This is a genomic window from Paenibacillus pabuli (assembly GCF_039831995.1).
GTDB classification, from domain to species: domain Bacteria; phylum Bacillota; class Bacilli; order Paenibacillales; family Paenibacillaceae; genus Paenibacillus; species Paenibacillus pabuli_C.
On record NZ_JBDOIO010000001.1, the window covers coordinates 13,028 to 30,578 of the forward strand.

Below are 17,551 nucleotides of genomic sequence, written 5' to 3' on the forward strand. Positions count from 1 at the left end.
ATCATTTCTAATTCTCTATATAGTGAGATTAATAAACTAACGGATTATACTATAGCTGTCTAGGAGGATTGTAGTGACTACTAAACTTGTAAATAAGCACAAGAATGACAGTTACGACATGTCTATTGGTCGGGGATCGAAATGGGGTAATGATTTTACGCACTTACCTGTTGAAAATACTTCGGCCACATATCAAGTTGAGACACTTGAACAGGCATTAAAAGAGTATAGTTACAGTTTATTGATGAATCCAGAACTTCTAGATCAGATTCCTGAGTTAATTGGAAAAGTATTAGGATGTACCTGTCTGCCTAACCTATGCCATGGTGAAGTTTTGGTGAATCTGGCTAACGCTTTCGAGAAATATAAAGCCGATCCTGTTAAATTTCGAACTAATTTTCAGGACGTAACAGAAATTTACAGGATGGCATCAAGTCAGAGAAATCGAGCTTTTTTATCTCGGCAGCAGTTGGGACTGTTATCGAGCTATTGGATTGAGTTGACTTCTAAGGAGAAGCAAGAACTTACAGAAATTGATATGGTTCTTGCAAGGAATATCGAAGAATTCTGTAAAAGCAATTAACTTACTCTTTCTCTTACGAAATTGTAACGAAAAGATTAAAATAAGGTATCTCGTTCGATTATCTCAGGATTAAATCATTTAAATAGACATTCCTGACTAAATATCACTACATTAGTAGTTTGACATAGATTGAACATACAACTAATCTGGAGGTACTTAATGAAACGCATAACTTCTTTAGCCCTTGCCTTGGGACTATTATTCTCCGCATTACCAATCTCCTCTGCATCTGCAAATTCCTCAAATTTCTCCGATATCAATGGCTCCTGGGCAGAGTCAGTTATCAACAAATGGAACAAACAGGGTTATATCAAAGGGTATGCCAACGGTACATTCAAGCCGACCAAGTCAATCACACGGGCTGAATTCGTTTCCTGGTTCAATCAATTCCATGGACTAACTCAATCAGGTACTGCACAATTTGCCGATGTTAATCCAAATGACTGGTATTACCAAGCGGTCTCAATTGCTGTGAATGCAGGCTATGTCGGAGGTTATACTGATGGTAAATTTCATCCCAATTCTCCCATCACACGTCAAGAAGTAGCTGCAATTTTGACACGGTATTTGAACTTAAATTCTGATTCGACTCAAACTTCACAGTATACGGATAAGGCTAAAATTGCTGATTGGGCACAAGGTTCTGTCGAAGCGGTAATTGCGAGTAAAATTATGGCAGGCTATAAGGATAAAACTTTTAAGCCGACTTTTAATTTAACGCGATCCGAAGCGTTGAAGGTTCTGGATTTATCATTGGTATTTAAGGTGGATGGTAATGTGCCAGGTGGTACGACTAATGGAACGAACACTGGTTCCGGAACTACTGGCAATAACCAATCATCTACTGCAACTAATAAAACTGGACTTCTGATCGACAAGGATGGCACTTATGGGCCGAAGAATGGCTATGACGTTATTAATGGCGATGTGATTATCACGGCCAGTAATGTCACTTTAAATAATACGAAAATTAACGGAAATTTGATTATTACGAACAGTAATCCTAATGCCGTGATCAATTTAAATAATGTGATTGTGTATGGTGAGGTTCGCGTCCAAAGCCCTGGTAAGATTAATGCTACCCGAAGTGATTTAAGTAAAACTACGTTAACGGGTGGAATCACTCTTAACATTTTGGATGGAACTAAAGTAAATTCAATTTACATTAACGGTTCAGCTAGTCTCAATGCCCCTTCGAAGCTGTATAGTGAGGTTGGTTTGATTTTCATTACCTCGGCTGTTAATGGGCAAACCGTGAATCTGAGTGGCTATTTTGGACGGATTGAGGTTTCTGGAACTTCAAATAATATCAACTTTCTTTCAGGTAATATCCGAGCACTGACAATTGTATCCGGAGCAGTTAACAATACGTTTAACTTAGCGTCAGGCACTATTGTTGATAATTTAACGGTGAATGCAGCGGCTAAGTTTATTGGTAAGGGACAGATCAAGTATGGACTGGTGACTGTAGCAAATGTCACATTTGAAGTCGAGCCGATCAAGTATGAAAATACTTACCTTGGAATCCCGAAAACTGGTTCCAGTGGGACAGTGAATCAAGTTCCGGCAGATGATACGACAGTCAATTCTAGTTATCTAGTTTCCAAAGTGACGGAAGCTTGGGATTTATATAAAGTTTCGGTTGAAGGTGCGGCTGTTGGCCAATATCCAACTGGATCGAAGTCGACTTTATTGGTAGCGATTAATAGGGGTCAGAACTTACTCCTAACTCGGTCACGGACTCAGGCACAGGTTAATAACGAAATTACGGCATTGACTAGTGCAATGAGTACATTCCGGAGTAAATTGAATCAAACTTCGAATTTGGCAACTTTACAGGCAAAGGTTAATGAAGCTAAGCAACTTCATTCATACGCTCTCGAAGGTACGGAATTTGGCAATTATGAACCCGGAGCGAAGATCAAATTACAGCAGGCAATTGATGTTGCATCTAGTTTCATTGTCACAGATATTATTCGGACTCAAGCTGAAATTCAGGCTCAGGTTACGACATTAACTACGGCTATGACTGAGTTTGAGAGTAAGAAAGTTGGTAAGGGTGATATCGCGACATTGACAGCGTTGGTGGCAGAATCACGCACACTTTATGATAATGCACTTGAAGGCATTTACACTGGACATTATACACCGGGTAGTAAATCAACTTTCTTGGTAAGTTTGTATAAGGCTGAGGGTGTACTTGCTAATTCAGCGACACGGAGTCAAAGTGATATCGACTCTGCTATTGCAACATTGACGCGGGCTAAGGCTGAGTTTGAAAATAGTCGTGTAGTCTACTCTGATATTAATGTCGTCAATACTGAAATTTACAAATATCAGCCCGATGTAAGTATTGCTTCAACTCCTGCAGGCACGGATGTCACGGGACAGATTTTACAGTTGAAACCGGGTTTGGTGGTTGATGACTCAGCAACGGTTAAAGTCTTACGAGTTAATCACCAAGATGGATATGCATCCGCTAAGTATCTGAAAGTAGTCGGTGATCAAGTTGTGGTTGCAGAGACTAACAATAGTGGACTACCAGTGAAGGAAACCGTTACCTTCCGGGTGTATAAGAATTTGACGGAAAAGACATTCACAGTGACAGTAACTTTAAATTAAGATAATTAATAAATCCCTCTATATGAGGGATTTTTTAATGGAATACTATTCTTCCAATGATCAACTTCATTTAGTGTGGAAGTTTGAGGTTATAATATCGGTTAAGATATACCTATTTAGTCGGTAATTAACCTGAACTTACTGACGGCTATCTGACGAAATAGTCGTGTAAAACTGAATAGATTGGGGGTTAAAGAATGGGTAGGAAATCTCTTGTAAAGAGAACGTTGGCGATTTCACTATCTGCGGTTCTGTTATCGTCGAGCCTCGGAATGAACTTAGTGTCTGCAGATACATCAGTCTCGGCATCAGCTACTGATGTGCAGATCTCACTAACGCCAACACCTAATGTCGATGTTGTACTCACTGTCGGTGAGAATAACTGGGATGTTGCTAATTTTAGCGACGATCTCAAATCACGACTCAAGGCAAAAGGAGTAAATACGGATAAGTTGAATATAACTTCTGTCGAACAGAAGGAAGTTTCGGCAAAAGATAGTTTTGCTTGGCAACGATATTCGCATAACTTCTCCGATACTGCTTATGCTGGAGCAACATCAGATACTGGTTATACTACTGACCACATTGTATCAAATGGTAAGAAACTAACATTTTATGGTTACGACACCTATGGTTACCGTGACTTTATGTTGATGCCGGATTCAACATCAGGTAAGAAAACATTTACATTTGACTTGAATGAAGCTGGTATTCAATATCACTCGATGCAGGGTGGTGGATTCCTTTTCAACGTCAAGTCTGAAGGTGGTCTAATTTCCGGATATGTACTCCTCTATGAAGAGTCCGGAATTCGGTTATACCAGATTGCTAATGCAAGTATCACAAGTTTAAGGGACATGGATACTAGTAGCATTGGTAACATTCCGGGAGTAACACAGATCACAACTTTTGCTAAACCTTTCGGTACTAATCACTCCGTTAAGATTGAAGTAACACCACAAAGTTTGGATATGTGGGATAACGGAACGCAAATTGTCAAAAGTTATGCACTGCCTCAAATTTTCGGTAATAGCTTCGGTCCAATCGCTTCGTATGTGCCCCACGCATGTACAATCCTCTCTTACTTTACCTTCGAAAATCTACAAATGCAAATGGTCAGTGCTAAACAATTCAAGGAAGTAATTCGTCAACCTTCCTGGCGTACTGATGCAGAGCACTTTGTAGTCAATTTGGAAAATAAAGTAGTAGCTGATTTTGACAATGCTGAAGCATCGGGTGAAATTTTAACACGTTTGACAAATGCTGAAATTGATTATGTAGCTCTGGGATCAACAACTAACCAAGCGCAGGCACAAGCATTTATCCAACGTAACAATAATGACGGTACATTCATTAATAATAGTAACTATGCTTCAGCTATGGACCAATTGGCAGAGTATATTTACTCAAAAATCAAGGTAGATCCTGTTTCCGGAACGGATACTAAGTATGTTCTGGTAGGTGAGCCGATTGATATTAATGTAAGTCCTTCCTCTCTCGCTACTAACTCACAGACTACTGAATATCCGCAAGGACGTTGGCGTATTGATCACGACTATAACTATTTTGAGAATAGTTTAGGTCAGGCATCTTGGGCAGGTCAGTGGCAGAAGAATTTACAGATGGTCTTTGATAAACCTGGTAAGTATGATATTGCTTTCGGTGATATGCATCCTTCACCTCAATATATCATTGCACATCGGCGACCAATTGCGGCATTCGATTTAAAAGTTACAGCAGGTACCTCAGCTTATACGGTAACCACTACTGATAAGTCATATGACCCCGATAGCCAGTCAGCTGCTGACAAAGGGATTGCTCAAGTTGAGTGGTCTTGGAAAGAAGCGACTGCTGTCAACTGGACACAAGGTAAAATTCCATCCAGTTTACCTTTAGGTAAAGCTTATGTAATTCAGCTGCGTGTCTTGGATAAACAGGGGGCTTGGAGTAAATATGAATCGCGTTACATTACAACATCAAATACCGATGCTAAGCCCGTGGCAAGTTTCGACTTACCTTCGCAAGCAACTAAATATGATATTGTAAAAATTGCGGATAATTCATACGATCCAGGTGGTAAAGGAATCACAGAAACAGCTTGGCGCATTGAAAAAGATGGCACTGCAGTATATAGTGGGGCTACTCCAATCAACAGTTTCAAAACTTACGGTGAGGGTAAATATACCGTATATCTGAAGGTTAAGAACGGTTCCGGTACTTGGTCTGATGAATATAGTTCATCGATCACAATCACTGATGACTTAGTAAAACCTGAAGCAAGTTTTGAATTAACACGTCAAGACTGGACGAATAAAAATATCGGATTTACAGTTAACTTCACTGATGCTGGAGGTAGTGGTTTTGCATCTCAGCGTTATGCAGTAACACAAAGTCCTAACTTCCCAACTACAGGCTTCTCGGCTTGGAGTACTAATTCCTCACAGTATATTCAAATTACTACTGATGGTATTTGGTATGTCCATGTAGAAGCTAAAGACGGTGCTGGAAATGTGTTGCAGAAGACAATGGGTGATTATCGACTTGATAAAACTCCGCCTGCTAAACCAGTTTTCGTGCCTAGTACTACGACTAAAACAAATAAAGATTACGATATGGCAATCACATTCTCGGAAGATTCTGTGACTAAGCAATATCGACTTGATGGTGGTGACTGGCTTGATTATACTTCCCCATTCCTAATCACTAAGAATGGTTTAGTTGAAGCTCGTGCTACGGACTTGGCAGGTAATACGACTGCAATCGAAACAATGAATATTACAAACATCAAGAAGACACCTCCAGCGGCGGCAACATTCAGTGCGGCTGTCGATCCTGTTAACGGTAATGTTATTGTCGGTGTAAAATATCCAGAAGATGTAGTAACTCGTGAATACCGTATTGGTTTGGACTGGGTTGAATACACAGCTCCTGTGGTAATGACAGATAACGGAATTGTTTACACTCGATCAGTCGATGCTTATGGTAACTACTCTCCAGAAGCAGCGTATGTGGTTGATAGTATTGACCGTACTCCTCCTGATGATCCAGTAGTAACCGCAAGTAAAACAGAACTCACAAATACTGACTTGGAAATTTCAATTGGGTATGCTGATGATTCTGTACTGAATGAGTACCGCATCGGTGATGGTGATTGGAGAATTTATAGTGGTACGATTAAAGTTACAGAGAACGTGGTAATTTCGGCACGCGCTCGTGACAAAGCGGGCAATGTAACTCCAATCATTAAGTATGAAGTTACGAATATCAAGAAAACTATTCCTGAACCGCCAACACTTTCAGCTGATGTAACTACAATCACTTCTGGTGATGTTGAAGTTACTGTCAATTTTCCTGTGGATGCGGTGAAGAAACAGTATCAAATTGCTGGTGAGACTGAATGGATTGATTATACTGGTCCAATCATGTTGACAGCTAATGCAACAGTTGTGGCACGGGCGATTGACGGGGCAGGTAATATCGGTACTAGTTCAAGCCTTCCGGTATTTAATATCAAGAAGACTGGACCAGCTGATGCAACGTTTAGTGCGGACAACGGTTCCTTAACTTCTCCAATGAACCGCGATATTGTACTTGTGGCTAATTTCCCTGATGATGCAGTTGTTAAGGAATATCAAATGGGAGATAGTAATAGTCCTTGGTTACCTTATACTGGACCAATCACAGTGACTGAAAATACGACCGTATCTGTACGTTCTAAGGACGCAGCAGGTAATCCGTCTAAGGTGAATACGGTAGTAATTTCTAACATCGATAAGGTTGCTCCTGACAAAGCTACATTTACTCCGGATAAAACGGAATTAACTAGCCAAGCTTATGGGGTAACAATTAACTATCCTTCCGACTCAGCTCTGAGTGAATACAAACTGAGTACAACTGGAAGCTCGTGGAGTTTGTACAGAAATCCGATCAATGTTAACGACAACGTGACAATTTATGCACGTTCACGTGACTTGGCAGGAAATATTTCTGAGGTTGCTACTTATGACGTGACAAACTTTGTGAAGAATACGCAAACTACAGCTCCAGTACTGACCCCAAGTATTACAGTACCAACTGGACAAACTGTTTATGTTGATGTGAAATTCCCGACTGGGGCGACAATTAAAGAGTACCGTGTTGATGGTGGTGCTTGGCAGGAATATACTGGTGCGATTGAGGTCTTGACTAATGCACTGATTGAAGCACGTTCTACTGATGCGGTGGGTAACGTTTCACCGATTGGACGGGTTATCGTTAGTAATATTAGTAAAACGCCTCCAGCTAACGCTACATTTGCGGCAAGTAAAACAACTCCAACTAACCAGGATGTAATCGTCACTATTGGATATCCAACTAACGCAGTAGTGAAAGAGTACAAAGTTAATGATGGCGAATGGAGACCATATACAGCGGGTGTAAATTTCACTGAAAATGGAACAATTTACGCAAGATCGACTGACGCTCTGGGTAACGTTTCCGATGTATCAACATACAGCGTGACAAATATCACAAAAACAACTTTGCTTCCTCCTATTTTAGTGGCGGATAATACTAACGCAACTAATGGAAATGTCAAAGTCGTGGTAACTTATCCTACCGGGACAGTAACTAAGGAATACCGGATTGATAATGGTCCATGGATGACTTATACCGGTCCAATTACACTGACAACAAATGGTGTAGTACAGGCTCGGGCTACTGATGCTGCCGGTAACGTTTCAGTTGCAGGTTCGTTGACTGTGGATAATATCAGTAAGTCTACTCCTAAGGAACCGATTATCATGCCAACTCTGGACACAACTCCAACAGCTGGTCCAATTTACGTACCAATTACTTTCCCAAGTAATGCTGTGGTTAAACAATGTCGTATTAACGGTGGGGCTTGGTTTGATTATACGGGTCCAATCGAAATGACTGATAATGGTACAATTACTTGCCGCTATCAGGACGCTTCTGGTAACTGGTCAGCAGATTACTCGCTAGCTATTAATCACATTGTTAAAACAACTCCAAGTGCACCTTATCTTTACGCTAACAATGCGGTAGTTATGACGAATAAAAGTGTCTTCGTTACTATAACATATCCAAGTGGTACAAAAGTTTCTGAGTACCGTATTGATGGTGGGGCTTGGCAAAACTACATCAAGCCAATTGAAATGAAAACAAATGGCAAAGTCGAGGCACGCGCTACAAACTATGCCAATGTTTATTCTCCAATTTCTGACTTGACAGTGAGTAATATTTTGAAAACTGGTCCTGATAAAGCTATCATCACCGCTGATATTACAGAACCAACAAGCGGTAAGGTTAATATCACTATTACCTACCCTGATAATGTGGCATTGAAAGAATACCATATCGGTGAAACTGGTGGCATGTGGATTACGTATCATGGACAGTTCCCTGTATCTAACAATCTTACAGTTTATGCACGTTCACGTGATGATATCGGAAACTATTCCGAGGTTGCTAGTTATGTGGTAAATAACATTCAAGCACCTACTGTAAACGGTCCTATGATTAACGCCGATAAAACACTAGCCACAAATACTGATGTAACAATTTCAATCAATTACAGCAGTGCTTCAACTAAACGTGAATACCGACTTAATGGTGGAACATGGCAGTCTTATACCTCTCCATTTGCGATGACAGCAAATGGTACTGTTGAAGCGCGTGAAGTAACTGGCTCAGGTCAAGAATCTGGGATTAGTATTTACTCAGTCACTAACATCGATAAGACTCCGCCTGCAGATGCTACCTTCGTAGCTGATAAAACTATTGTATCCGATAAAGTTGCAATTACTATCAACTACCCTGCTGACGCAACTGTTAAGCAGTATCGAATTGGTGAAAACGGAGACTACTTGACTTATGCACAACCGATTAGCGTAACAGCAAATACAAAAATTTACGCTAAATCTCGGGATGCTGTAGGTAACTGGTCAAACGTTACTTCTTATGAGGTGACTAATATCAGTAATGATGTTCCAACTTCACCTACATTCTTCTTGACTCCTGGTACAGCAACTGATGGACCAGTCACAGTAACAATCACATACCCAGCAGGTGTAACATGGAAACAATATCGTATTGATGGTGGGGCTTGGCAGAATTATTATAATCCTGTTGTAGTCAAAACTAATGGTACTGTTATTGAAGCGCGGGGTATGGACAGTAAGGGTACTATGTCTAATGTCTCGAAAGTTGAAGTGACGAATATCACATCATCGCAATCTTCGGCACCGACCTTTAGTGCTGACACTGTTGCAATCACTGGTGGTAACGTGAATGTCACGATCAACTACCCGAGTAACGCATTTACAAAACAGTACAAAATTGGTGAGACTGGTGTATGGCAGAATTACTATGGTACTGTAGTAATGACGGACAACGGTAAGTTGTATGCACGTTACTTAGACACAACTGGATCTTATTCCACAGAGTCTGTGTATACGGTAACTAATATCGATAAGGTACCGCCAAATATGCCTGGCATTTCAGCTAACACTTATGCTCCAACTACAGGAAATGTTGTAGTTTCTATTATTTATCCTTCTGACTCCGTAGCTAACGAATATATGTTAGGTACAGGTATCTGGGTTAAATACTCCGGTCCTTTGGTAGTATCGGAAAATGTATTGGTGAGTGCACGTGCTACTGATGCGGTAGGTAATGTTTCTCAGGTAGCTATTCTGAATGTCACTAACATTGGTTCAGCTAATGTTGGAACACCAGCAGGAAGTTCAATGTTCGTACCTGACATCATCGCACCAACAACAGGTGTAGTCAGATTTACAATCAACTATCCGAGTGATGCTTTGTTGAAACAATATCGTATTGGTGAGAATGGTGTCTGGCAGACATATTATTACTCTGCAGTGGTGGATAGTAACACAACTATTTACGCTAGGTCGATGAATAAAACCGGACTCTGGTCTGAGATTACTTCTTATGAAGTAACAAATATTATTAAATAAGGTAAAGGGCTATGGCTTCGGCTGTAGCCTTTTATTTTTGCTTAAAACTCCCGAATCAAGTACATCTCATTTCTATATCTGTTAATAGGCTACTGAATTAAAGTAAGAACTTATGGATAAATTAGGGTGGTGATAGACTTTGAGGTTTAATCGAATAGGTACTTCTGCTTTAGTGTTGACTTTAATTTTAAGTGGGCAGACCTTTGCAGAAGGTACGGTTCCAAATTCAGTTATTAGTAAGGGTGTTTCAGGGAGTGTGAGTATCTCTGATTTAAATAAAAGTAATCCTTATTATGCTGAAGTATCACAGTTAATTGCTTCGGGTTTTTGGTCAAAATCTTCATCTGGGACTATATCACCAGACAAACCTGTCGAACGTATCAAAGCAGCAAAGGATATACTCAAGTTGCTTAGTGTCAAACCTGTAACTAACGATTTATTCTCTGGGCTTAGTGGTACTGATTCAGCAATCGTAGGAGGACTACTCAGTGCAGGATTAATTTTACCTGCTGAGTATGCGACAGGTTTCCAGCCACAAGGCTATATCAGTCGTTATGAGGTGATTAACTGGGCAGCTAAAGCACTTGAAATCTACAATCCAGCGTGGGCTGCGGAGAAGGCAGATTTTGATCACAATCTCATGCAGCAACGTGATGGTAATTTGATTCCGAGTAAGGATTTCTACCAATATTCACAGGATCCAAATTACAGTTACCTCTATTTAGCGGTGAAAGCTGAATTGGTCGCTGAGACTGATATTCGTGGTCAGGACTCGATCACGACTGCTGAATTAGCTCATATCCTTGTGCAATTGGATAAACAAATTCGAAATACTGAAGTTGGTATTAGTGCTAACTCGTTAGTCAATGAAGAAGAAACATTCCCCGAAAGTTATCTTCGCGAATTTACCTCTGGACTTGCGCCACTCACTCAAGGTGAACTCTACAATGAAGTTCAACTCTTAGCTGAATCAACTGTCACTGTCGCCAAGGATAAAACTCAGAAATTAGCCGAAGCTAACGCAGATGTCATGGCTAAGTATCAGAATAAGGAGCAGTACTTACGGACTAGTTATGAGCGGGTTAAATTAGCGGTTGAGGACAAATTTTCAGCTGATGGTATCCCAGTACGTGTAATGGGATCACATCGAGGATTTTACTATCAAGATAAAGAACTACATAATCTAGTATCTGTTTGGTTTAAGGATGCTGATGATGGAGTTTGGTACTCGCAGGAGCATGATGTAATTGTACCTTTATCTAAGTATTCTGGTACTGCCACAGATATCACAGAAATCACAGCCGTTGGTGAACGTACAACGCTAGCGGGGGTGAATTAGTTGAAACTGCGCAATAAAAAGTGGCTAGCTACTGGAGTAATTGGTGCGCTGTTACTTGGAATTGGTGCACATGCTATCATCGCACCGACTAAGTTGATTGCAGAAGCATGTATTGGAACACAGAGTAAGTTACTCTCTTATTCCGAAGATGTCAATCACCAAGGAACAATCACCTTTAAGGTTCCGAATTCCTTAAGAACTGGTGAGAATAAGTTAATTGGTCTCCGCTTGACATATGATGGGCGTCAGGCTTTATATAAAATTCCTGAGGATCAGCTAAAAGCTACAATTAGTATTCCAGTCGTCAAAGAGTATGACCTTGATACTGTCGGAACACGGACTGAGTGGAATAAAACAGTTCTGGATAATATTCTATGGGAAACTGGTAGTGATACTAAGGAACGAGAAGCAACAATCCGATCATTCTCCGTTGGTGGAAATCTCGTAGTTGATGCTATTATCGGCAAGAAAGATACGGCAATCAACAACTTCGCTTATGCTAATGATCCGGCAATGATCAAATATCTGGATTATAGCTCTGTTGCCGACTCGCCAGCTAAGTTGGCGAAACTTGCACCTAACGTAGAAGCTGATGTCTTTGATCAAAATGTCTGTGTAGCACCTCAAACAATTTGGGGTAAACTGACTGAGCGCTATTATCAGGTTGACTTCGATAATAAAGTAATGAACCCTATTAATGATGTGAAATCTAATTTACTAGAGAGTCACACACCTATCCCTTTGTATTTAAACGAGCCTATTTCAGAATATTTGAGACCTGCAGAGGTCGTAAACAGTATGTTAATAGGTTGGGATAAGAGAAATGATGTTGATATAGGTTCAGAATTTGAAGTATCTGGAGAACCTCAGCAGTCCGAACCTGTCATGAATATTGAGGATGGTACTAATTTAAGTTATCTGATGAACTATTACTACGTTATCGATAAAGATAAAGTACAACCATCAGATGAAAATAATCAATCACAAAATTCGGAGGGTTCAAAATGAAAAAATTCGGAATGGCAATGACTGCTGCACTCTTAGCTACCAATATCGTACTCGCTTCCTTTGCTTCAGCTGAAGCAGATACAACTCAAACTAAATTGTTTAATGGTTCTGGATTTGGGACTACGTCTCAAACGGCAGCTTCAACTGGAACTAAGTTCAAGGATATCAAAGGTCATTGGGCAGAAGCTTCTATCAATAATGCTGTAAAAGCCGGTTATGTAAGTGGATATGCAGATGGAACATTCAAGCCGAAGCAAGAAGTATCCCGTGCAGAATTTACAAAAATGTTGGTTATGGCTCTGGGATTGGAAACAAACGGCTCAGGTACTACTTGGTATCAGCCATCTGTAGATGCTGCTACTCGAGCAGGAATTTACGCTAATGATTTCAAAGGTGATTGGAACAAAAAGATGCCACGTAAGGAAATGACATTGTTGGCGGTACGAGCAGGAATTACCGGATACAAAAAAGATTACGATATTAACCGTAACTTGTATGAAGGTGCTAAAGCTGGTTTGATCCAAGGTACAGCTCCTGGCGTAATTGCTCCTGACGGTACAACAACACGAGCACAGGCAATTGTCGTAATCGAACGTGTACTTTCAGTAAAGAGTGGTAAAACTCTTGCATCTGATAAATATGCTACCGCAGAAGCAGAAATTCTTTGGCATAAAACAAATATTTACACAATGTTGCCGAGATACTTCAGTTCTCCGCAATACGGAGATTTCGATGATTCTGTAATGTCCTATTCTATTAAAAACGGTAAAGCTGTTTGTTCGATTGAGAAATTCGTAGTTATTGATTTGGATAATCCTAAGGATCCAAATATGAAATATATCAAGAACAACGATCTGGCTTGGTTGAATAATAAGTACCACAAACTGAAAGACACTAAAAACGGTTATGCTGTTCTAGCTATCACTGATCTTAACATTAAGGAAAGCCTCAATAACAGTAGCTTGGATGTATGTAGTATTTCCCTCTATAACAAAGACTGGTATGAGACTCCACAAACATCAGGCAACGCAATTACACGAAGCCATGGTGTAGGTATGTGGAACAGTAAATTCGAGCAAATGTACTTCTCGTTCGACGCAACTAAACCGGGAAAATACAAGTGGATTTCAGGTTATGTTCTACCTAAAGGAAATTTTACATCTAAGAACGAGTTTAAACTTCACTTTGATCAGGGTGGATCAAACAGTGATAGTGTACCTCTACTGACTTCTGTACTTAATACAAAATACAACCAGTAGGTGATAAGTTTGAGAAACAGAATAAAAACTCTTCTATTGGCGACCCTCTTGGGGGTCGTCATTCTTCCATTTTTCGATACATCTACTGTTTCAGCTGCTATACCTGCGGGTTACGAGAAAATAAGTGACGTAGTTAGGTATGGTAGCGTAGGTGTAAGCGATCCTGATGGAACTGATTATATACCACTTAAAAAACTTGCATATGCTACTGTAACTGTCCCTAAAAAGAACAATGTTGCGGCTACAAGTGTTGTCATTCTAGATAATGATGGTAAAACTATAAAGACACTTACTAAAGTAACCGATACGAGTTGGCAAGTGGGTGATATCACAGGCACTAAGGTAGAACTAAAAGGTGCGGACAAATCAGGTGAAAAGCAGTACTTCGCTTGGTTCAGAGTACCTTCAGGTAAGTTCTGGGCACACGATTATGATGGAAAACGTTATTATGTAAAGTCTAATAACGATGCATTTCCTCCTGCTAGTGGGGATTGGACTTATTCTGCGGCAGGTGTAGATCCCAACGGTATAACAAGTTGGAATTCAACCCCTTCCGGCGGTTCCAATAAAGTCTACGTCGGTAGGAGTTTAACTATAAAGGACCCGCTGACTGAACCCTTGGTATCTACATCGATTCCTGGTAAGCAGTTTAAATTAACTCAGGTTGAGTCTGTTGAAGTTGATAAAGACAGCCTTAAGTATAATCGATGCGAACCTAGTTGTATGCAAACTGCAAAAGTGGATCAGTCCGCTACGAAGAATGTCAGAGTTGACGATTCCAACAAGGCTAGCATCCCAGTTACATTTGAGTGGATGGGTACATTTGATGGTAACCCACCTTATGAGATTAAAGCTGATGATAATAACGGTCGCGTGGTATGGTGGTATAACTCTTGGTTCATCGATATTAAAGCAACTACCTACAGCTATCCTAAAATGGCAGTCTACGCTAAGTATGACGGAACACCACCTGTACAACCTGACCCAGGTGGTTCTGGTGGCGGAGGTACCGTTGTATTTGATCCAAATGATACTAAAGATAAAGAAGGATCAATTGTCAGAGGATGGGCACGTAGAGATTTTACAGTTAATGCTAGTGTAGAAAACTATCAGAAAGCTGAGCAAACTACACCTGTATCGTGGACGAAAGAGGTACCGTGTACTCCCGGTCCAACTGGATGTACTCCTAATCCTCCGGAAACGGGAACTGCATCATACTATTGTTGGAGAGATAAAGAGGATACTATCCAAATAACAGGATCATTTACCGGATCAAATAGTGTCCAAATAAATCGTGAAGGTTTCCAGCATAAATTGTATGGTAAAGTAGATTGGCAACCGTACCAATGGCGATGGGATTCAGCTCCACCTTCTGGGGCAACATATTCAATGCCAACCTGTTCATTGAATCCGGCTCCAATAACAGGCGAATCTGAATTTTACAATCTCGATAAGACTAGTCCTGTGCATACTATCGGTAAGACGAGTCAAGGATGGACTAACCAGCCTATTGTATTCGATCTAAATTATTCAGATAACTTATCTGGATTCTGGGGATCGGGTTGGGATTTGAAAAATATCAGTTACTACAGCCCGTTGGGTGAGGATTCTTATACTCTACCTGATGCTGAGACGACTCCGTTGAATTACAGTAAGACATTCACGATAAATCAGCAAGGTGTTTACACCTTAACAACTAAGTTAGGTGATTATGCAGGATGGCCAGAGGTACAACCTGGCGGACCTCAGACACGATTCTTCAGTGATTACAGATATGATGCAATACCACCTTATGATACAAGGTATATGACAGGTACTGGTGGGGTTAACAAGAACGGTACTTTCGATTATATTGCGGATTATAATAATACGGTGAGAATTTCCGTTGGTGATGAATTATCTGGTGTAGTCAAAACTGAATTCTCATGGTCTAAGCGACCTGATCGAAGCGAACCTTCTGTCAATGACTGGGGTGGCGGATGGAATGATATTCCGTTAACAAACCCTGATTATGCGACAGGACCTAATCAGTTCTCTGAATACGTGGATGTAAACATAAATAGTAAAACTGTATATAACCAGAATCAAGCTACTAGCTTCGACGACCTCAAAGAAGGCGCTTGGTACTTGCATATTCGTCAAACAGATCGTGCTGGTAACGTAACACATTCAGTTTCACCTCAAATTTGGATAAACAAACTGAAAAACTTGCGTATTAATAATATCGCAGATTTTACATGGAAAAATTACTTCAAAAATCCAGATGAAACTGATTCAAATTTAAAAATCAATGGTATCCCGACTAACCTCTTCCCAATGTATTACAATAAAGAGTCTAAGAATATCTCTTTAGGTTACGGATTGGAGTACAAACTGGATTCTGTCGGATTCAATGATCCTGGTGATCATATTGATTTAGAGATTAAATATCATGCACTCGATAAAAATAATAACTATCTCCAAGATGTTGATATCTGGGTTGAAAATGATGATGGAGTCTACATTAAACTGGAAGACAGTAAGTATGCATTAACTGCCGACCAATTCACATACACCCCAACTCAGAAAATACCTTACGAAACAATTATCACACATAACCAACGGTTATTGCCGATGTATATGCGTGAAATGCGACCTCAAGATTATAGTACTTATAATAACCGTACATTCCTTCCTCCGACAACTAAGTTCGTGAAAAAAGGAAGTCCTCTTGATTTGGTGAATAAGAAAGATATACAAGATTATAAAATCTTGGTAACTTATCATATCACTGGATACAGTGCCGGACATCCCACTTTCAACTATACTTTCATGGAAGATAAGTGGGCTATTGATAAGAACTGGGGACAGGATACTCCTAACTCTTATGGATATAGTAGACCTTCCAATCTCAATATGATTGGACAGGGAGTGAATAAAGGTGAAGTATTCCTTTATGACTTGCAGAAAACTCTCCTAGATGACATGAAATGGTTCCGCACTTGGTAAGAACAAAACCCTATGACTTATGTCGTAGGGTTTTTCTTTTATTCAGACTAAATTTACACGTTAAAATTAACAATGTAGGCAAAATAAATATGATAAATTTGGAGGTTTTGAGCATCATGATCGAGGTTAATCGCGGTGATAGAATCAAAATTCAGGCTCAAGGTATCACAGTAATAGGTGATGTTTACAGTGCAAATTTTTACGCTTATGATGGTGGATGGTATATCGAAGTTGAGAATGCCAATGTACCTGGAGGTTATAGCTACTGGAAACAGGGTCAAGACGGTGGTAAAATTCTGGAGATTAATGGAGTACCTATCGAACAACTTAGCTAGTTCAACTCATATAAACTCAAATAAAAGGAGAAATGTCTTGTGTCTAACGTAAATGAAGGTGATTGGGTAGTAACAACTGAGGATTTCTCTGGCGAGTGGTCAGGTAGAACTCAGAACATACCTAAAGGTACTGTGGGCAGATTTACTAAGGACTTCGGCGATGGTTATGTTGCAGTCTCCTTTGGAATGACATTAGGTTTCCATAAAATGAGTAAAGCTATCTTGGCACCTAGGGATTAGCTAAAGCTATACAAAAAAATATAGACGAAGGCGTTTAACAGGTACTTTGTTAAGCGCCTTATTTTTGCGAGTAGATTAAAGGTATAGAGTTTTAAAAGAAAGGAAGGTACTTTGAGTGTCAGAGTGTGAGATTTTTAGTTCATCGCAAATATTAATCAGTGTAAGTCTATGTACTAATCTTCGAAATCAAGCTGATG

At 40.0% G+C, this 17,551-nt stretch carries 9 protein-coding genes; all 9 read left to right on the plus strand.

Annotated features, from left to right (window positions below; all coding sequences use genetic code 11):
- The first annotated feature begins 73 nt into the window (after positions 1-73).
- The 9 genes from ABGV42_RS00095 (at position 74) to ABGV42_RS00135 (ending at position 17,354) form a co-directional block, all read left to right on the plus strand.
- Complete coding sequence (locus tag ABGV42_RS00095) at positions 74-583, plus strand: DUF4326 domain-containing protein (protein ID WP_347379783.1); 510 nt, start codon at positions 74-76, stop codon at positions 581-583.
- A gap of 159 nt (positions 584-742) precedes the next feature.
- Complete coding sequence (locus ABGV42_RS00100; protein ID WP_347379784.1) at positions 743-3,205, plus strand: S-layer homology domain-containing protein; 2,463 nt, start codon at positions 743-745, stop codon at positions 3,203-3,205.
- A 197-nt stretch (positions 3,206-3,402) separates the two neighbouring features.
- The gene (locus ABGV42_RS00105) at positions 3,403-10,185 is read left to right on the plus strand and encodes a hypothetical protein (protein WP_347379785.1); all 6,783 of its coding nucleotides are present in this window, start codon (positions 3,403-3,405) and stop codon (positions 10,183-10,185) included.
- A gap of 139 nt (positions 10,186-10,324) precedes the next feature.
- Positions 10,325-11,524: a hypothetical protein gene (locus ABGV42_RS00110; protein ID WP_347379786.1), complete on the plus strand. Its 1,200-nt coding sequence runs from the start codon at positions 10,325-10,327 to the stop codon at positions 11,522-11,524.
- Positions 11,525-12,532: a hypothetical protein gene (locus tag ABGV42_RS00115; protein ID WP_347379787.1), complete on the plus strand. Its 1,008-nt coding sequence runs from the start codon at positions 11,525-11,527 to the stop codon at positions 12,530-12,532.
- Complete coding sequence (locus ABGV42_RS00120) at positions 12,529-13,791, plus strand: S-layer homology domain-containing protein (protein ID WP_347379788.1); 1,263 nt, start codon at positions 12,529-12,531, stop codon at positions 13,789-13,791. Before ABGV42_RS00115 ends, ABGV42_RS00120 begins: the two co-directional genes overlap by 4 nt.
- Positions 13,792-13,800: 9 nt before the next feature.
- Positions 13,801-16,779, plus strand: coding sequence for a hypothetical protein (locus ABGV42_RS00125; protein ID WP_347379789.1), 2,979 nt, complete (start codon positions 13,801-13,803; stop codon positions 16,777-16,779).
- Positions 16,780-16,895: 116 nt separating this feature from the next.
- On the plus strand, positions 16,896-17,114 hold the full coding sequence (locus ABGV42_RS00130) for a hypothetical protein (RefSeq protein ID WP_347379790.1): 219 nt from the start codon (positions 16,896-16,898) through the stop codon (positions 17,112-17,114).
- Between the two features lie 39 nt (positions 17,115-17,153).
- Complete coding sequence (locus tag ABGV42_RS00135) at positions 17,154-17,354, plus strand: hypothetical protein (RefSeq protein ID WP_347379791.1); 201 nt, start codon at positions 17,154-17,156, stop codon at positions 17,352-17,354.
- Positions 17,355-17,551 lie beyond the last annotated feature (197 nt).